The sequence below is a fragment of the Methylobacterium endophyticum genome (assembly GCF_050591105.1).
Classification (GTDB): Bacteria; Pseudomonadota; Alphaproteobacteria; order Rhizobiales; family Beijerinckiaceae; genus Methylobacterium.
Genome location: NZ_JBNHES010000004.1, coordinates 83,995 through 100,815, shown reverse-complemented (window position 1 = coordinate 100,815; position 16,821 = coordinate 83,995). Strand labels below are relative to the sequence as shown.

16 protein-coding genes are annotated in these 16,821 nt (G+C 72.7%); 9 read left to right on the top strand and 7 right to left on the bottom strand.

Features of this window, described 5'->3' with window-relative positions; genetic code table 11:
• Positions 1 to 30 precede the first annotated feature (30 nt).
• Complete coding sequence (locus ACP56T_RS06600; protein WP_430911329.1) at positions 31 to 510, top strand: hypothetical protein; 480 nt, start codon at positions 31 to 33, stop codon at positions 508 to 510.
• Between the two features lie 21 nt (positions 511 to 531).
• On the opposite strand, the gene mdoH is transcribed toward ACP56T_RS06600, so the two are convergent.
• The gene (mdoH, locus tag ACP56T_RS06595; protein ID WP_430911328.1) at positions 532 to 2,451 is read right to left on the bottom strand and encodes a glucans biosynthesis glucosyltransferase MdoH; all 1,920 of its coding nucleotides are present in this window, start codon (positions 2,449 to 2,451) and stop codon (positions 532 to 534) included.
• Positions 2,452 to 2,749: 298 nt separating this feature from the next.
• Here mdoH and ACP56T_RS06590 point away from each other — a divergent pair, with 298 nt between their 5' ends.
• Positions 2,750 to 4,246, top strand: a complete 1,497-nt coding sequence (locus ACP56T_RS06590) for an OpgD/OpgG family glucan biosynthesis protein (RefSeq protein ID WP_430911483.1) — start codon at positions 2,750 to 2,752, stop codon at positions 4,244 to 4,246.
• A gap of 2 nt (positions 4,247 to 4,248) precedes the next feature.
• Here ACP56T_RS06590 and ACP56T_RS06585 read toward each other — a convergent pair whose 3' ends face one another.
• The gene (locus ACP56T_RS06585) at positions 4,249 to 4,440 is read right to left on the bottom strand and encodes a hypothetical protein (protein WP_430911327.1); all 192 of its coding nucleotides are present in this window, start codon (positions 4,438 to 4,440) and stop codon (positions 4,249 to 4,251) included.
• Between the two features lie 198 nt (positions 4,441 to 4,638).
• Here ACP56T_RS06585 and ACP56T_RS06580 point away from each other — a divergent pair, with 198 nt between their 5' ends.
• Complete coding sequence (locus tag ACP56T_RS06580; RefSeq protein ID WP_430911326.1) at positions 4,639 to 5,772, top strand: DUF2125 domain-containing protein; 1,134 nt, start codon at positions 4,639 to 4,641, stop codon at positions 5,770 to 5,772.
• A gap of 219 nt (positions 5,773 to 5,991) precedes the next feature.
• Here the strand turns inward: ACP56T_RS06580 and ACP56T_RS06575 are convergent, their stop codons facing one another.
• Together ACP56T_RS06575 and ACP56T_RS06570 are read right to left on the bottom strand one after the other, a co-directional pair.
• The gene (locus ACP56T_RS06575; RefSeq protein WP_430911325.1) at positions 5,992 to 6,921 is read right to left on the bottom strand and encodes a site-specific tyrosine recombinase; all 930 of its coding nucleotides are present in this window, start codon (positions 6,919 to 6,921) and stop codon (positions 5,992 to 5,994) included.
• Positions 6,918 to 7,070 carry a histidine kinase gene (locus ACP56T_RS06570; protein ID WP_430911324.1) on the bottom strand — a complete coding sequence of 51 codons (153 nt, stop codon included), beginning with the start codon at positions 7,068 to 7,070 and terminating at the stop codon, positions 6,918 to 6,920. Before ACP56T_RS06570 ends, ACP56T_RS06575 begins: the two co-directional genes overlap by 4 nt.
• 306 nt (positions 7,071 to 7,376) lie before the next feature.
• Between ACP56T_RS06570 and ACP56T_RS06565 the strand changes: the two genes are divergently transcribed.
• The 5 genes from ACP56T_RS06565 to ACP56T_RS06545 all read left to right on the top strand — a co-directional run bounded on the left by ACP56T_RS06565 (position 7,377) and on the right by ACP56T_RS06545 (position 13,182).
• The gene (locus ACP56T_RS06565; protein WP_430911323.1) at positions 7,377 to 7,979 is read left to right on the top strand and encodes a shikimate kinase; all 603 of its coding nucleotides are present in this window, start codon (positions 7,377 to 7,379) and stop codon (positions 7,977 to 7,979) included.
• On the top strand, positions 7,976 to 9,097 hold the full coding sequence (gene aroB, locus ACP56T_RS06560) for a 3-dehydroquinate synthase (RefSeq protein WP_430911322.1): 1,122 nt from the start codon (positions 7,976 to 7,978) through the stop codon (positions 9,095 to 9,097). The genes ACP56T_RS06565 and aroB overlap by 4 nt, the downstream gene beginning before the upstream one ends.
• A 57-nt stretch (positions 9,098 to 9,154) precedes the next feature.
• Positions 9,155 to 10,399 (top strand): glycosyltransferase family 87 protein, encoded by a 1,245-nt coding sequence (locus ACP56T_RS06555; protein ID WP_430911321.1) that lies wholly within the window; start codon positions 9,155 to 9,157, stop codon positions 10,397 to 10,399.
• 126 nt (positions 10,400 to 10,525) lie between these two features.
• Positions 10,526 to 11,827 carry an HlyC/CorC family transporter gene (locus tag ACP56T_RS06550; RefSeq protein WP_430911320.1) on the top strand — a complete coding sequence of 434 codons (1,302 nt, stop codon included), beginning with the start codon at positions 10,526 to 10,528 and terminating at the stop codon, positions 11,825 to 11,827.
• Between the two features lie 179 nt (positions 11,828 to 12,006).
• On the top strand, positions 12,007 to 13,182 hold the full coding sequence (locus ACP56T_RS06545) for a GGDEF domain-containing protein (protein WP_430911319.1): 1,176 nt from the start codon (positions 12,007 to 12,009) through the stop codon (positions 13,180 to 13,182).
• A gap of 17 nt (positions 13,183 to 13,199) precedes the next feature.
• On the opposite strand, the gene metW is transcribed toward ACP56T_RS06545, so the two are convergent.
• Both metW and metX read right to left on the bottom strand, forming a co-directional pair.
• Positions 13,200 to 13,859: a methionine biosynthesis protein MetW gene (gene metW, locus ACP56T_RS06540; protein WP_430911482.1), complete on the bottom strand. Its 660-nt coding sequence runs from the start codon at positions 13,857 to 13,859 to the stop codon at positions 13,200 to 13,202.
• Positions 13,860 to 13,882: 23 nt separating this feature from the next.
• Complete coding sequence (metX, locus tag ACP56T_RS06535) at positions 13,883 to 15,088, bottom strand: homoserine O-acetyltransferase MetX (RefSeq protein WP_430911318.1); 1,206 nt, start codon at positions 15,086 to 15,088, stop codon at positions 13,883 to 13,885.
• A gap of 206 nt (positions 15,089 to 15,294) precedes the next feature.
• Here metX and ACP56T_RS06530 point away from each other — a divergent pair, with 206 nt between their 5' ends.
• Positions 15,295 to 16,161 (top strand): chorismate mutase, encoded by an 867-nt coding sequence (locus ACP56T_RS06530; RefSeq protein ID WP_430911317.1) that lies wholly within the window; start codon positions 15,295 to 15,297, stop codon positions 16,159 to 16,161.
• A gap of 4 nt (positions 16,162 to 16,165) precedes the next feature.
• Here the strand turns inward: ACP56T_RS06530 and ACP56T_RS06525 are convergent, their stop codons facing one another.
• Complete coding sequence (locus tag ACP56T_RS06525) at positions 16,166 to 16,792, bottom strand: TetR-like C-terminal domain-containing protein (RefSeq protein WP_430911316.1); 627 nt, start codon at positions 16,790 to 16,792, stop codon at positions 16,166 to 16,168.
• Positions 16,793 to 16,821 lie beyond the last annotated feature (29 nt).

Genomic DNA, 16,821 nt, shown 5'->3' with positions numbered 1-16,821 from the left:
GATGACGCCATGACCCGCCGAGGACGCGCGATGAGACACCCCGTCACCCCCAGCACGGCGCTCGCTGTCGCCGTGCTGTCCCTGTCCGCCCTGCCGGCACGCGCGGACGGGCCTCCCACTCTCGACATCGAGCGGACCTGCCGCTCCGCCGCCTCGGCCAATGTCGGGCTCGGCAGCGACCGCACCAGCGAGGACGGCTGCCTGCGCTCCGAGCGCGACGCCCGCGCGGAGGCCACCCGGCGCTGGAGCGATTTCTCGGCCGCCGCCAAGACCCAGTGCTCGAAGCAGTTCGAGGCCGGGGGCTACCCCTCCTATGTCGAGATGGTGACCTGCCTGGAGCTCGCCAGCGGCACGGTGCCGACCCAGCCCTCGGACGGCGGCATGGCGACGGACGGCACGGGCGCGCCGAAACAGGGAGCCCGCGCGCCGGAGACGGGCACCAGCGCCCTCACCAGGGAGCCTGCGGCGAGTCAGCGGACCAACCCCATCGAGGTGTTGAACAAGCCTTGAGGGCGAGGTCTCGGCCTGTTGTCAGATCTCGTCCGCGGCGAGCCGCAGCGCCGGCTCGCCGGAATCGCGGGCCGGGACGGGGCTCAGCCGGCTCTGGGCGAGATCGGCGAGCTCCGGGGCCTGGGCGGTGTCGTCCACGGTGAGGAACAGGCCGTGGGCGCGGGCGAGGCGGCCAAGATCGGCGCGGCTCGTCAGGACGCTCTGGGCCGGGCTCGTCAGCAGAGCGAAGGCGACGGGCGCCATCCACAGGGCGAGCCAGGGGTTTCCGGCATAGGCGAGCCCGGCGGTCATCAGCAGGCCGACGACGAGCGCGTCCGATTGCAGGCGGATCGCCTCCTTCCACGGAACCTTGCGGTCGTCGCGGACCTGGGTATCCCAGCGCACCACCCGGCCGACGAAGGTCGAGAGCACGGCGCCGGCCGTGAACAGCGTCATCACCGGCCAGAGCAGCACCCAGACCACCTGTTCGAGCGCGGCGCTCTTCAGGAGCGAGGCGGTGCCGCCGAAGCCGTCGCGCCGCTCCTTCGAGGCGAGCACATGGCCGAGGCTGAGGATTTTTGGAAGCGCCAGCACCGCGACCACGAGGGCGGCCAAGGCGTAGGCCGCCGGCGCCTTGCCGGTGAGGCCGTAGCCGAGGAGGCCGAGATCGCCGGTCTTGGCGGCGAGCACGCTCCCGGCGGCGAGGAAGGCGATCCAGGCCGGCAGCATGCAGTAGGAGAGGATGCCGACGAGGAGGTGCCAGCGGCTCGCCGCCAGCAGGCCCGGCATCGGCACCACGCGCATGTGCTGGAGATTGCCCTGGCACCAGCGCCGCTCACGCCCGAGCAGGTCGACGAGGTTCGTCGGCATCTCCTCCCAGGTGCCGCCCATCTCCGGCAGCAGGCGCACTTCCCAGCCCGAGCGGCGCAGGAAGGCGCCCTCGACGATGTCGTGGCAGAGGATCTCGCCGCCCAGCGGCGCCTTGCCGGGCAGGACGGGGAGCTGCGCGTTCTGGGCGAAGGCCTCGATGCGCAGGATGGCGTTGTGGCCCCAATAGGACCCGTCCGGCCCCTGCCAGGTCTCCAGGCAGCGCAGCGCCAACGGCGCGTAGAGCCGCACGGCGAATTGCTGCACGCGGGCGAAGAGGGTGTCGCGGCCGGCGGCGTAGGAGACGGTCTGGATCAGCCCGACGCGGGGGCTCTCCTCCATCAGCCGCACCAGCCGGCGCATGGCGGCGCCGGTCATCAGGCTGTCGGCGTCGAGCACGATCATGAAGTCGTACTCGGAGCCGTAGGTCTCGCAGAACTCGGCGATGTTGCCGGCCTTGCGCCCGGAATTCTCGGTGCGGCGCCGGTAGCGAATGCGCGGGATGCCGGGGCCGGCGGTCCGCGCCCAGGCTTCGATGCGGGCGAACTCGTGCTCCTCCACCGCCGCGATGGCGCCGTCGCGGGTGTCGGAGAGGACGAAGAGGTCGATGTCGTCGCCCCGGCGGTCCTCGCGGGCGAGGGAGCGGGCCATGACCCGCAGGGCCGCGAACACCGCGACCGCGTCCTCGGCGTGGATCGCCACCACGGCCGCCGTGCGGCTCAGGCCCGAGGCGCGGGTCGGCACCTCGTCCGAGCGCCGTTCGAGGACGGAGAGCGCCCGCTTGCCGAGGATGGCGGCAATGAGCCCGTAGATGTACTGCCAGGCCACGAAGGACTGCCAGGCCATGACGAGGCAGAACAGCGCCAGCGTGCCGCCCGCGAGCCAGGAGAGCGACGGCGCGTAGGCGGCGGGGCCGTATGCGCGGGCGGCGAGCGCCGCGATGGCGGCTCCCGTGGCGAGCGTCGGGATCGCCAGGGCGAGCCGGCGCAACAGGAGGGAGGCGCCCGCGCGATGCCACGCCTCGGGCCGGAGCGGCTCCCCGGCGGCCGGGATGTCGAGGATCTCGGCCTCGTGCGACAACGGTGAGGTGGACATGGGGCGCGAAAAACTCGGTAAAGCCAGCGGAGACATCGCACACCCGTTGCCGGGAGGACGAGGCCTGATGAGCGATCGCAGCGACGAGCGGGATGAGAACCCGGACGGCATCCGTCCGGTAGGGTCGCGCGAGGAAGCGGCCGATCCTGCCGGACCGGGCTCTCGCGAAACCGTTCCTCCCTCGCGCCGGTCCGTGCTGCGCACGGCCGCCACCGCTGTTGCGGGGACGCTCCTGGGTAGCGCGCTGGACCTGAATACCGCCCGAACGATGGCCGCCGCCCCCTCCGGCGACCGTCCGATGACCTACGAGGGCGTGCTCGCGCTGGCCGAGAGGCTCGCCGCCGCTCCCCACGCCCCGGCGCCCGAGGACCTGCCGCCCTCGCTCGCGGGGATCGATTACGACGCCTATCGCCAGATCCGCTTCCGCAAGGACGCTGCGCCGAGGCTCGGCAAGACCTTTTCCGTGCAGCTCTTCCACCGGGGCTTCCTGCAACGGAAGCGCGTCGACCTCTTCCTGCAACCGCGCGACGGCGCGCCGAAGCGGCTGGGCTATGCCTCGGGCCAGTTCGATCTCGGACCGACGCTCGCGGGCAAGAGCTTTCCACCGGAGCTGGGCTTCGCGGGATTCCGCCTGCACCACGCCTTCGACAAGGCGCGGCCGGACTTCCAGGAGGAGTTCCTGGTCTTCCTCGGCGCCTCGTATTTCCGCCTGCGCGGACAGAGCCAGGAATACGGGCTCTCGGCGCGCGGCATCGCCGTCGGCACCGGGCTGCCGGCGCCGGAGGAGTTTCCCGACTTCACCACCCACTGGCTCTGCGAGCCGGACGAGGGGGAGAAGAGCGTCACCATCCTCTCGCTGCTCGACGGGCCGAGCCTGTCGGGCGCCTACCGCTTCGTGGTCACGCCGGGCGAGCCGGCCCGCATGGCCGTGACCGCCTCGCTCTTCCCACGCAAACCCATCGAGCGGCTCGGGCTGGCGCCGCTCACCAGCATGTTCCTGCACGGGCAGAACGGCCCCGGCATCCGCGACGCCGTGCCCTTCGACGATTTCCGGCCCGAGGTGCACGATTCGGACGGGCTCGTGGTGGAGACGCCGGGCGAGCGGCTCTGGCGACCCCTCTCCAACGGACGCAAGGCGGCGCAGGTCTCGACCTTCTCTGCCGACCCCCTGCGCGGCTTCGGCCTGCTCCAGCGCCAGCGCGATTTCTCCGCCTATCTCGACGTCCAGGCCCGGCATGAGGCCCGGCCCGGCCTCTTCGTCGAGCCGGCGGGATCTGACCCCGCCGCCGATGCCGGATTCGGGGCGGGCGCGGTGCAGCTCTTCGAGATCCCCTCGCGGGAGGAGTGGGTCGACAACATCGTCGCCGCCTTCGTGCGCAAGGAGCCGGTCGTCGCGGGCAAGCCGCTCGCCCTCGACTATACGCTCACCACCGTCGGTCAGGAGCCGGCGCCCGGCCTGCCTGGGGACCTCGCGCGGGTGGTCCAGGCGCGTTCGGCGGATGCCGAGCGTCTGCGCCCCGTGAAACCGCCGCAGCCCGGCCGCCGTCTCTTCGCCGTCGACTTCCTGGGGCCGCACCTGCCCACCAACGGCGACGCGGCGGTCTCGGCGAGCGTCTCGGCGAGCGCGGGCGAGATGGTCGAGCCGATCGTCGAGATCGTGCCGCAGACCGGGGGCTGGCGCCTCTATGTCGAGTGGCGCCCGCCGGCGAAGCTCCCAGCCGGCGACGTGGTGGTGCGCGCCCATCTCGTGCTCGACGGGCGTGCCGTCAGCGAGACCTGGGACGCGGTGGCCTGAAATCAGGCCGTGCGGGCCTCGTTCTCCAGGCGGCGGCGCAGGCGCGTCTCGCCATAGACCGCGCCGAGATGCTTGCGGGCGGCGTGCACGGAGGGGGCCTCGCGTTCGGCGCAGGCCGCCGAGATCGCCCACAGCGCCGAGGCGACGGAGCGTTCGAGCCGGCTCTCGGCGGCGCGCGGATCGGTCTTGAGCATGGCGAACGGCCCTCTCGTCGGTCGATGTCGGGAGGAGCCTGACGGGCGGGAACGGCGCCGGTTGGGCCCCGGCTTGACCGCATCGTGGCAGCTTGGCCGTGGGCGGCCGGGCGGAACCGGATGGCGATCCGCGCCTTGCCCCCGCGTCCCGGCGCTGCCACAGGGGCCGCGTCGGGGCGAGACAGGAACGGACGCGGCATGGCGCAGGGACCCACCGGAGACGGACCCACCGGGAGCACGGACCTCGACCGGGCGCCCCTCGCCCGGCGCCGTTCGCGCAGGGGCCTGTTCCTGCCCTCCATCCTGCTGCTCGTGCTGGTGCTCGCCTGGTCGGCGGCCTGGTTCTTCATCCGCCACCGGGCGGAGAGCGAGATGGACGGCTGGATCGCGGCGGAAGCGAGGGCCGGCCGGACCTGGACCTGCGCCGACCGCTCCATCGCCGGCTTCCCCTTCCGGCTCGAATTGCGCTGCTCGGGCGTGAGCTTCGCCCGCTCGGACGGGCGCTTCAGCCTCGGCCCGGTGACGGCGCTGGTGCAGGTCTACGATCCCCGCCACGGCATCCTCGAGGTGAAGGGGCCGTTCCATGTCGAGCAGGGCGATCTCGACGCCGATGTGACCTGGGACAGCCTGGAGGCGAGCTTCCACGGCACCTCCAACGGCTTCTCGCGGGTCTCCGTCGTCGCCGAGGGGCCGCGGGGGAGCGTGCAGGGCGCCGAGCCCGGCCCCATCGACTTCTCCGTGAAGCATCTCGAGGCGCATGCCCGGCCGACGCCGGTCCGCTTCGACACGGACGGCGCCGTCGATATCGACCTGCGCACGGAACAGGTGAACCTGCCCCTCGTCGACGCCGTCCTCGGCAACGCCGCGCCGGCCGACATGGTGCTCGACGCCACCCTCAACCGGGCCACGGCGCTCCGCAGCGACCCGGTGGCGGGGGAGCTGGAGCGCTGGCGCAAGGCCGGCGGCAGCCTCGACATCGCCCTGCTGTCGCTGGCCAAGGGCGACCGCCGCCTCCAGGGCAAGGGCTCGCTCGCCCTCGACGAGGCGCATCGCCCCATGGGCCGGCTCGAGCTGCGCGCCGCCGGGCTCGAAGCGCTGGTCGCTCAGGTCATGGGCCAGCGCCTCGGCCCCGAGAAGGGCGCGCTGATCGGCAGCCTCGTGGGCAAGCTGCTCGGCGGCGGCCGCCGCCGCGACGAGGACGGGCAGGGGGAGGCCGCCGCGCAGGCCGGCGACGCGGCCCTCAAGCCGCTGCCGCCCCTGAAGTTCATCGACGGCCGGGTGATGCTCGGCCCCTTCGCGATCCCGAACGCGGCGGTGCCGGCGCTGTACTGAGGCGCCTCATACCATTGCCGCTCGCTGCGTTCGGCCAGACGCGTCTTCCCTCCCCCCTTCGCGGGAGAGGGTGGGCCTCGCGTCAGCGAGGGTCGGGAGAGGGGAGCGACGTATCCGGAAAGGGCGCTCCTCTCACCCGACCCGCTTCGCGGGCCACCCTCTCCCGCGGAGGGGAGAGGGAGCGCGCGGAAACCCCGAATGCAGCGATCGGAAACCGCCTCAGCCCTCGCCGTCCATCATCGGATGGAGGTCGCGGACCATGCTCTTGATCCGCTCGTCGAGGACGTGGGTGTAGATCTGCGTCGTGGCGATGTCGGCGTGGCCGAGCAGCTCCTGCACCACGCGCAGGTCGGCGCCGTTCTGGAGGAGATGGCTGGCGAAGGCGTGGCGCAGGACATGCGGGCTGACCCGGTCGGCGCGGATGCCGGCGGCCGTCGCCGCCGCCTTCAGGTCGCGGGCGAACGCCTGCCGGGTCAGGTGGCCGGATTCGCCGTCCGAGGGGAACAGCCAGGGGCCCCCGGCGGCAAGCCCCTCCACATGCGCCCGCATCGCGGTCCGCGCCACGTCGGTGAGCGGCACGATGCGCTCGCGACCGCCCTTGCCCCTCACCACGAGGTAGCGCTCGCGGGTCGCGGCGGCGGCGCGCGGCAGGGCGACGAGCTCCGACACGCGCAGGCCCGTCGCGTAGAGGAGCTCGAGCAGGCACAGCATCCGCGCCGCGCGCCGGGCCTCGCCCCCCTCCGCGCCGGCGAGCCCGACCCTTTCGCGGGCGACCGCGAGCAGCCGGTCGACCTCCGCCACCGAGAGCACCTTCGGCAGCCCGCGCCCCCGGCGCGGCCCCGAGACCGGCGCGCTCGGATCGGTCCCGGCGAGCCCTTCCGCGTAGCGGAACCTGTGGAAGCCCCGAATGCAGGAGAGGCGCCGCGCCGCCGAGGCGGTCTTCAGCCCGCGCGCCGCGAGTCCCGCGAGGTAGTCGCGCAGGGTTCCCGCCTCGACCTCGTCGAGGGCGATGCTCCCGGCGTCGAGGAAGCCGAGATAGTCGTCGAGGTCGCGCCTGTAGGCGGCGAGGGTGTTGGCGGCGGCCCCCCGCTCGGCGGCGAGCATGTCGAGATAGGCCGCGACGTCGGGCGGCGCGGCCGCCGCCGTCATTTGCCCCCCGGCTGGAGCTTCGAGGCGGGAATGACGACGCTCATCTCGCGCGGCGTCGGCTCGACGAATGTCGCCAGCGCGAACATCGCGCCGAAGGCGAGCCCGGCGAGGATCGCGAGGGTGGCGATGAACCGGAACAGGGTCGGCACGGCGGTCGAACCTCGATGGCGCCCCGGCGGGACAACGGCCTCGGGCCGGGACCGTCCTGCACGTCGCGGGTGAACGTTCGGTGCGCGGCATGCGGATGCCGCGCGGGCTGTTTGTCGGCCTTGCGGGCGCGTGCCGCAAGGTCGGTGGGGACACAGGCATCGCTTCATGCGATTCGTGCCGGCGCGGCTTCGTGGCGCGCCTGAAACACGTTAAGACCCTTCGCGATGCCAGGAATTCGGCCCCCAGACCACGTCTTGCAAGACCACGCCACAGATCACGCCGGTGATGCCGCCAGTGCTCCCACCATGACAGAGCCCGAGCCGTCGGGCGAACCGATCGAGCTGCGTCTGCGCCGGGCCCTCGGCAGCCGGTCGATCGTGCTCGTCGGCCTGATGGGCGCGGGCAAGAGCACCGTGGGCCGGCGCCTCGCCTCGCGTCTCGGCATGATCTTCAAGGACGCCGACCACGAGATCGAGGCGGCGGCCGGGCTCACCATCCCCGACATCTTCGCCATCTACGGCGAGCCGAGCTTTCGCGAGGGCGAGGAGCGGGTCATTAGCCGGCTTCTGCGCGAGGGGCCGCTGGTGCTCGCCACGGGCGGGGGCGCCTTCATGCGCGAATCGACCCGCGCCCGCATCGCGGAGGGGGGCGTCTCGGTCTGGCTCAAGGCCGAGCTCGACGTGCTCATGCGGCGGGTGAGGAAGCGCGGTAACCGCCCGCTGCTCCAGACGGACGATCCCGAGGAGACCATGCGCGCCTTGATGGAGGCGCGCCATCCCGTCTACGGGGGGGCCGACGTGGTGGTGCTCTCCCGCGACGTCTCCCACGACCGCGTGGTGCAGGACGTGATGGAAGCCCTCGACGCCTATCTCAACCCGCCCTCCAACGAAGCCCACGCCGCCCAGTGACAGACCCTCTGACCGTCCACGTCCCCCTCGACCAGGGCCGCGCCTACGACATCCTGATCGGGCGCGGGCTGATCGCCACGGCGGGGGCGCGCGTCGCCGCCCTCGGCGGCAAGGCGGCGGCGATCGTCACCGACGAGACCGTGGCGGCGCTCTACGGCCTGGCGCTGCGCGAGAGCCTGGAGGCCGCGGGCCTGCGCTCCGGCATCGTCGGCGTGGCGCCGGGAGAGGCGTCGAAGTCCTATGCCGGGTTCGCCGCCGTCTGCGACGGGCTGCTCGCGCACAGGATCGAGCGCGGCGACCTCGTGGTGGCGCTCGGCGGCGGCGTGGTCGGCGATCTCGCCGGATTCGCGGCGGCGAGCCTGCGGCGGGGCGTGCGCTTCGTGCAGGTGCCCACGACCCTGCTGGCGCAGGTCGATTCGTCGGTGGGCGGCAAGACGGGCATCAACTCGCCGCTGGGCAAGAACCTCATCGGCGCCTTCCACCAGCCGCGCCTGGTGCTCGCCGACACCGCCACCCTCGACACCCTGTCCGAGCGCGAGATGCGCGCCGGCTATGCCGAGGTGGCGAAATACGGCCTCATCGCGGATGCCGGCTTCTTCGACTGGTGCGAGGCGAACTGGGCCGGCATCTTCTCCGGCGGACCCGAGCGGGACGAGGCGGTGGCCATCTGCTGCCGCGCCAAGGCCGGCGTGGTGGTGCGCGACGAGCGCGAGGACGGCGAGCGCGCGCTGCTCAATCTCGGCCACACCTTCGGCCATGCGCTGGAACGGCTCACCGGCTACGAGAGCGCCCGCCTCGTCCATGGCGAGGGCGTCGCCATCGGGCTGGCGCTGGCCTTCCGCTTCTCGGCCCGGCTCGGGCTCTGCCCCGGCCAGGACGCGGGGCGCGTCGCCAACCATCTGGCGCTTGCCGGCCTGCCGACGACGCTCCAGGCGGTGCCGGGCGGCTGCGGCGACGCCGATCAGATCCTCGACGCCATGGCCCAGGACAAGAAGGTCCGCGACGGCGCGCTGACCTTCATCCTCGCGCGCGGCATCGGACAGAGCTTCATCGCGCCGGGCATCGACCGGGCGGAGGTGCGCGCCTTCCTCGAGGACGAGCTGCGCGGGAGCCGTTAACCGGGCGGAACCGGGCTGGGGCCTATCGTGCCGCGCCCGGTTTCGAGACTGCTTCCCATGCGCGCGCCGAGCGGCCTTGCCGCGTTCCGCACCGACCTGTCGGACCTCTTCGGCAGCGATGCGCGCCTCCACGCCTTCGCCCGCCACGCGGCGTTTGCGCTGGTGCCGCTGGTTCTCGCCATCGCCTTCGGGCTGCTCGGCACCGGGCCGGACCCGCGCCACAACTGGCTCGGGCAGATGCTCGGCTACGATTTCTCCCAGGTCTGGATCGCGGGGCGGGGAGCGCTCGCCGGCCACCCGGCCGAGGTCTATGACCTGCCCCGGCACCTCGCCAACCAGCAGGCCGAGTTCGGCGCAGAGGCCGGACAATTCGCCTGGCACTATCCGCCGGTCTTCCTGCTGCCGGCGAGCCTTGCCGGCCTGCTGCCCTATCCGGCGGCCTTCCTCGCCTGGATGTTTTTTTCACTGACGCTGTTCGTGGTCGCGATCTGGCGGGCCACCGGCAGCCGCGACGCGGTGCTGATCGCCTGCGCGCATCCGCTCGTGTTCTGCAACCTCGCCTACGGGCAGAACGGGCTCATCACGGCGGGCCTCCTGACGCTCGGCGCGCTCCTCGTCGACCGCCGCCCCCTGATCGCCGGATGCCTGTTCGGCCTCGTCGCCTACAAGCCGCAGCTCGCCGCCCTGGCGCCGCTGCTGCTGCTGACCACCGGCCGCTGGCGCTGCCTGTCGGCCTGCATCGTCTGCGTCGGCGCGCAAGGCCTCGGCACGCTGGCCCTGTTCGGCTGGAGCCCGTGGCAGGGTTTCCTCGACACCCTGGCGCTGAGCAACCGCATCGTCCTGACGGAAGCCTGGTCCGGGCTCGACATCAATGCCGGGGCCTTCGGCGCGGCGCGCCTGCTCGGCGGGTCGGTGGCCACCGCCTGGGCCGTCCAGATCGCCGTGGCGCTGGCGGCGGTCGCCACCGTCTGGCGGATCTGGTCGGGACCGGCGCGCATCGATCTGCTCGCGGCGGCGCTGCTCGCGGCCGCTCCCCTGGTCTCGCCCTACGTGCCCCTCTACGACCTCGCGCCCCTGGTGCCGGCGAGCGTGCTCCTGGCGCTCGCCGCGCATCGCTCAGGCGGCCTGACCGGCTGGGAGCGGGCGCTGCTGGTGGCCTCGCCGCTCTGCGCCGCGAGCCTGCGCATGGTCGCGGCCTCCACCGGGCTCTCCCTCGGCTTGGCGCTGTCGCTCGCGACCCTGCTGCTGGTGGCGCGGCGCGCCCTGCCCGTTCGCGCGCCCGCGCCGGTTCCGGCCGGCTGATCCCGCCGCCAAACTTTGCGGGCGGGACCGTTCGACGGGTCGGCGCCTTGGTATAAGAGGAGCCCGCGCGTCGCGCGGACACCCCTTTCCGGGTCGAGCCCCGCGCCAGGACCCGAGACCGGCCCCATGGAAGCCCATACCGACCTCTGGCTCGCGGCGAGCATCGTCGTGATCTCGCTGCTGCTCTCGGCCTTCTTCGCCGGGGCGGAGACGGCCTTCACCGCCGCCTCGCGGGCCCGCATGCTGGCGCTGGAGACCTCCGGCGACGCGCGCGCGGCCATCGTCAACCGCATCCTGGCGATCCGCGAGCGCTTCATCGGCGCCATGCTGATCGGCTACAACATCGTCGCCATCGGCGCCTCGGCCTTCATGACGAGCGTGCTGACCGCGGTCTTCGGCAAGAACGGCGTGATCTACGCCACCGTCGGCATGTCGGTGCTGGTGATCGTCTTCGCCGAGGTGCTGCCGAAGACGCTGGCCATCTCGAAGGCGGACCGCGTGGCGCTGCTCATGGCCCGGCCGGTGGCCTTCACCGTGGCGCTGCTCGGGCCGCTCGCGGTGGCGATCGAATCGGTGGTGCGGCTGATGCTGCGCCCCTTCGGCATCACCATCGGCGAGCACCAGTCGATCCTCTCGCCCACCGAGGAGATCCGCGGGCAGGTGGCGCTGCTGCACAAGGAGGGCGGCGTCGCCAAGGCCGAGCGCGACATGCTCGGCGGCCTCCTCGACCTCTCCGACCTCTCCGTCGCCGAGGTGATGGTCCACCGTACCAAGATGCGGATCATCAACGCCGACCTGCCCTCGGAGGAGATCGTGCGCGAGGTGCTGGCCTCGCCCTATACGCGCATGCCGCTCTGGCGCGGCACCACGGAGAACATCGTCGGCGTGCTCCACGCCAAGGACCTGCTGCGCGCCCTCGACGCGGCGGGGGGCGACGCGTCGGGCCTGAAGGTCGAGGCGCTGGCCCTGGAGACGTGGTTCGTTCCGATCACCACCAGCTTGCGCGACCAGCTCAAGGCGTTCCTCGCCAAGAAGACCCACTTCGCCCTCGTCGTCGACGAGTACGGGGAGGTGATGGGCCTCGTGACGCTGGAGGACATTCTGGAGGAGATCGTCGGCGACATCGCCGACGAGCACGACGTCGCGGTCTCGGGCGTGCGCCCGCAAGGGGACGGCTCGGTGAATGTCGACGGCGGCGTGCCGATCCGCGACCTCAACCGCGCCATGGACTGGGACCTGCCGGACGAGGAAGCCACCACGGTGGCCGGGCTCGTCATCCACGAGGCCCGCGCCATCCCCGACCAGGGCACGGCCTTCAACTTCCACGGCTTCCGCTTCCAGGTGCTGCGCAAGGCCAAGAACCGCATCACCACCCTGCGCATCGCCCCCCTCGGCCCGGTCGCCGGAGCCAGGCGGGAGGATCGCTAGAGTCCGCCCCGGACAAGCGGCTTCCGGCTCTCCGTTCGGAGATGCCGAAGCGCAGAGACGGACTCTAGGTCCGCGCGAGCGGACGGCCGGAAACATTTCTTCAACCATTCCCGGCGCATCGCTGATGCGCACGACCGCGGACTATCCGGCGACAGACGACCCATGCCCGGCGATTCGGTTTGATACGCCTCGACGCCCCGACCCTGCTGATCGCGACCACACTGGTCGCGGCCATGGCCGGCAGCCTCTTCCTGCTGTCCTGGAGCCAGGACAGGGGAACCCGCGCGCTTCTCGTCTGGGGCGTCGCCCATCTCGTCGGAGCGGTCGCCTCGGTTCTCCTGGCCCTGCGCGGGGTGCTCCCCGGATGGCTCTCCATCGGCCTCGGCAACACGCTGATGATTGGCGCCTACGGAGCGATCTGGAGCGGCCTGCGCGCCTTCGAGGGACGATCGCCGAGGCTTTGGCCGGGCTTGGCCTCCGGCGCCGCCTGGGCCCTCGCCTGCCTCGTGCCGGCGTTCTACGAATCGCTGACGGCGCGGGTGATCCTGGCATCGCTCCTCGCCAGCCTCTTCTGCGCCCTCGGGGCGCGCGAGCTCTGGCGTGGACGCGCGGACGGCCTGGTCTCCCGCTATCCGGCGATCGCGCTGCTCGGCACCTACGCGGTGGTCTATCTCGCGCGCGTTCCCCTCGTGATCGCGGCGCCGCCCGCTCCCGGCACGAACCCGCTTCAGGGCCCCTGGATCGCCCCCGTCTGCCTGATGAGCATGATGCTCATGGTGGCCATCGCCTTCACCTTCATGGCGCTGACCAAGGAGCGGGCGGAGCGCGAGCAGCGGATCGCGGCCGGGACCGACGCGCTGACCGGCGCCGCCAACCGCCGCGCCTTCGTCGCCGGCACGAAGGCCCGCCTCGCCGAGCCGGCCCTGCCGGTGGTGATCCTGCTGTTCGATCTCGACCATTTCAAGCATGTCAACGACGAGCACGGCCACGAGGTCGGCGACGGGGTGCTCGTCGGCTTCTGCTGCCTGCTGCGGGAGATCCTGCCGCCGGGGACCCTCGTCGGCCGGCTCGGGGGCGAGGAATTCGCCTGCACCCTCGCCGGCACGAGCCCGGCGCGGGGCCTGATCCTGGCCGGGCGCGTCCGCGCGGCGGTGGAGCGCCTCGCGGTGCCGGCGTTTCCCGATCTCAGGATCGGCGTCAGCGCCGGGCTCGCCGCCAGCGATTCCCGCGGGCGCGACTTCGACCTGCTGATGCGCCGGGCCGACGCGGCGCTCTACCGGGCCAAGCGCAACGGCCGCAACCGGGTCGAGACGTCCGAGCGCGGGCGCGACCGGCTCGCCGGTTCGGCCGCCTGATCGCGCCGGAAACGGTCTCAGTCTTCCCGGCGCAGCAGGAAGACGCCCTGCGCGCCGACGAGATTCCAGAACCACCACGGCATCGAGAAGCGCATCGGCCGGCCGCGCGCGTCGAGGGCGGTGGCCTTCTCGATGCGCGCGCCGACAACGCGGCAGAGCCCGACGAAGTCGCGGATGGTGCAGTGGTGGATGTTGGAGGTCTCGTACCACGCCTCCGGCAGGATCTCCGTGACCGGCATGCGCCCCCGGAAGGCGAGTTCGGCCCGCACCCGCCAATGGCCGAAATTGGGGAACGAGATCACCACCTGCCGGCCGATGCGCAGCAGGTGCTCCAGAACGACGCGGGGATGGCGCGTCGCCTGGATGGTCTGGGACAGCACCACCACGTCGAAGGACTTGTCGGGATAGTTCTCGAGGTCGGTGTCGGCGTCCCCCTGGATCACCGGCAGGCCGCGCGCGAGGCAGGCGTTGACGCCCTCGCGCGAGAGCTCGATGCCGCGCCCGTCGACGCCGCGCCGGTCGCGCAGCAGCGCCAGCAGGGAGCCGTCGCCGCAGCCGATGTCGAGCACCCGCGCGCCGGGAGGCACGAGGCCGAGCACCACGAGATGGTCGACGCGGGCGCTTCCCGCCTCGGCGGTTCGCGGCAGGCTGTCGGCCGCGTCCCCGAGCCGGAGCAGGACGGGTCGTTCGGGCACGGCGCTCACAGGCCGCGCGCCCGCGCGGCGGCGTCGATGAAGCCCCGCGCCGCCGAGAACAGCGCCGGCTCGTCGAGGAGGAAGGCGTCGTGGCCCTTGTCGCTCTCGACCTCCACGAAGGCCACCGGCGCGGCGGCCGCGTTCAGCGCGTGCACGATGGCGCGCGAATCCGAGGTCGGGAACAGCCAGTCGGAGGTGAAGGAGATCACGCAGAAACGTGTCCTCGTGCCCCGGAAGGCGTTGGCGAGCACGCCGCCATGGTCCTCCGCGAGGTCGAAATAGTCCATCGCGCGGGTGAGGTAGAGATAGGCGTTGGCGTCGAAGCGCTCCACGAAGGAGAGCCCCTGGTGGCGCAGGTAGCTCTCGATCTGGAAGTCGGCGTTGAAGGAGAAGGTCGGCGCCGAGCCGCCCTGGAAGCGCCGCCCGAACTTGCGGTGCAGCGCCGGCTCCGAGAGATAGGTGATGTGCGCGCCCATGCGCGCCACGCCGAGCCCCTTGGCGGGGCGGGTGCCGGCCTCGATGTAGCGCCCCTCGGCCCAGGCGGGGTCGGCCATGATCGCCTGGCGGCCGACCTCGTGGAAGGCGATGTTCTGGGCCGAGTGCCGGGCGCCCGTGGCGATGGGCATGGCGGAGAAGACCCGCTCGGGGAAGAGCGAGGCCCATTGCAGCACCTGCATGCCGCCCATCGATCCGCCGATGCACAGGAAGAGATCGGGGATGCCGAGGCTGTCGAGCAGCATGGCCTGGGCGCGCACCATGTCGCGGATCGTCACCAGCGGGAAGCCGAGCCCGTAGGGGCGCCCCGTCGCCGGATCGAGGGAGGCGGGGCCCGTCGAGCCCATGCAGGAGCCGACGACGTTCGAGCAGACGACGAAGTAGCGGTCGGTATCGATGGGCTTTCCCGGCCCCACCAGGGTCTCCCACCAGCCGGGCTTGCCCGTCACCGGGTGGGTGTGGGCGAAATGCTGGTCGCCGGTGAGGGCATGGCAGATCAGCACCGCGTTGGAGCGATCCGCGTTCAGCGTGCCGGCGGTCTGGTAGGCGATCTGGAAGGGCGAGAGGTCGACGCCGGCATCCATGGCGAGGGGCTTGTCGGCGCCGAAGCGCGCCACCGGGCTCTTGGGATCGTGCGCCTGCGACGGCTCCGGGGAAACGCTTCCCGGCGCCTCGGTCCGCGCCGGGCCGGCTGCGATGTCGAGGGGGCTGTCCATGGCGTGTCTTGAGGGGGCTCGTGCGCCTGCCGGTGCGGTGCGCGTCCGACGACCGGAGGCTCCCTCCGCCGGCCGTCTCCCGAGCAGGTAATGATGATGCGCCGGACCGTCAACGAAAGCGGGGCGCCGGCGCTGGCCCTCGCGGGCGCGGAACCGTAAACACGGGGCTCACGACGGTTCCAACCGGCATCGCCTCAGCGACACCCATGCGCTTCACCAAGCGGGCCGCGCCCGCCCTCGACGACCTCGCCTCGCTCCGCGCCGAGATCGACCGGATCGACGCCGAGATGCACGCGCTGCTGATCCAGCGCGGCACCATCATCGACCGGCTGATCGCGGTGAAGGGCACCTCCGTCTCGGGCTCGGCCTTCCGGCCCGGCCGCGAGGCGTCGATGATGCGCCGGGTCGCCGAGCGCCATCGCGGTCTGCTGCCCCTCGATACCGTGGAGGGGATCTGGCGGGTCATCATCGCGACCTTCACCTATGTGCAGGCGCCGTTCTCGGTGCATGCCGACGTCTCGGCCGGCGATCCGGCCATGCGCGATTCCGCCCGCTTCCATTTCGGCTTCACGGTGCCCTATCGCCCGCATCCGAACTGCGCGGCGGTGATCGAGGCGGTGGCGTCCTCGCGGGGCGATCTCGGCATCTTCCGCTTCGATCCGCGCGGACCCCGCGCCCCGGCCTCGGCGAGCGCCTGGTGGGAGGGTCTGACCGGGGAGGGCCGCCCGAAGGTGATCGCCCGGCTGCCCTTCATCGAGCGCCCGCACCATCCGGCCGGCACGCCGGTCTTCGTGGTGGCCAAGCCCCTGGAGGACCCCGCCGCCGCGCAGCGCGACTGGGTGCTCCACGCCGCCCGCGCCGCCGCCTGGACGCCGGAGGCCGAGACCGCGTTGCAGGACCTCTACGGCGAGGTCGTCGCCCGCGCCGAGCCCCGCGAGGGCCGCGAGCGGCTGCTGCTGGCGGTCCCCGGCGGCGTCGGCGCCCGCCAGCTCCGCGAGGGTCTCGACCGGGCCGGCGCCGGCATCGCGGCCCTGGACGAGGCCGGCAGCCACGCGGCGCGCTTCCGGGTCTGACGGCTCAGGCCGGGTCCGGGCCGAGGAAGCGGCCGACCAGCATCCGCGCCAGGGCGCCGGGAGGCTCGGGGGTCAGCACCGCGAGCTTGCCGGAGATCGAGAGCGAGGCGAGCCCGTGCAGGCTCGCCCAGAGCACGGCCACCGCCCGGCCGCGCTCGGCGGGATCGGGCAGCAGCGGCGCCAGCACCGTATCGACGAGCCCGGTGGTGCGCGACAGCGCCTCCTCGTACCAGTCCGGGAAGGGGTCGCCCGTCGGCATCGCGTGCTCGGGCACCAGGCTCCACAGGCGCGGCGCCTCGGCGACGAAGGCGAGATAGGCTTCCGCGACGCCGAGCGCGTTCTCCCGCGCCGTCGCCTCCGGGCCGATCGCCCGCGTCAGGGCGCCGTGCAGGCGCGCGAAGGTGCGGGCGTTGACCCGCAGCACCACCTGATCGAGATCGCCCACCGCGTGGTAGATCGAGTTCGGCGCGTAGCCCACCGCCGCCGCGAGCCGTCGCATGCCGAGCCCGCGCAGGCCCTCCTCGCGGGCGATGGCCTCCGCCGCCGCGACCACCAGGGCGACGAAGCCCTCGCGGTCGAGCTCGCCCCTCGGGCCGGCATGCCTCTCGGTCCCTCGGCGTCCGCCCGTCATCCACACCGCTCCCGTGCGCCCGCGCACCC

Bases quoted from the DNA above. Each gene is read 5' to 3' on its own strand.
- mdoH (WP_430911328.1), bottom strand. From the start codon at position 2,451: ATGTCCACCTCACCGTTGTCGCACGAGGCCGAGATCCTCGACATCCCG.
- ACP56T_RS06580 (WP_430911326.1), top strand. From the start codon at position 4,639: ATGGCGCAGGGACCCACCGGAGACGGACCCACCGGGAGCACGGACCTC.
- ACP56T_RS06550 (WP_430911320.1), top strand. From the start codon at position 10,526: ATGGAAGCCCATACCGACCTCTGGCTCGCGGCGAGCATCGTCGTGATC.
- ACP56T_RS06600 (WP_430911329.1), top strand. From the start codon at position 31: ATGAGACACCCCGTCACCCCCAGCACGGCGCTCGCTGTCGCCGTGCTG.
- ACP56T_RS06525 (WP_430911316.1), bottom strand. From the start codon at position 16,792: ATGACGGGCGGACGCCGAGGGACCGAGAGGCATGCCGGCCCGAGGGGC.
- ACP56T_RS06575 (WP_430911325.1), bottom strand. From the start codon at position 6,921: ATGACGGCGGCGGCCGCGCCGCCCGACGTCGCGGCCTATCTCGACATG.
- metX (WP_430911318.1), bottom strand. From the start codon at position 15,088: ATGGACAGCCCCCTCGACATCGCAGCCGGCCCGGCGCGGACCGAGGCG.
- ACP56T_RS06590 (WP_430911483.1), top strand. From the start codon at position 2,750: ATGACCTACGAGGGCGTGCTCGCGCTGGCCGAGAGGCTCGCCGCCGCT.
- ACP56T_RS06585 (WP_430911327.1), bottom strand. From the start codon at position 4,440: ATGCTCAAGACCGATCCGCGCGCCGCCGAGAGCCGGCTCGAACGCTCC.
- ACP56T_RS06530 (WP_430911317.1), top strand. From the start codon at position 15,295: ATGCGCTTCACCAAGCGGGCCGCGCCCGCCCTCGACGACCTCGCCTCG.
- ACP56T_RS06555 (WP_430911321.1), top strand. From the start codon at position 9,155: ATGCGCGCGCCGAGCGGCCTTGCCGCGTTCCGCACCGACCTGTCGGAC.
- ACP56T_RS06565 (WP_430911323.1), top strand. From the start codon at position 7,377: ATGACAGAGCCCGAGCCGTCGGGCGAACCGATCGAGCTGCGTCTGCGC.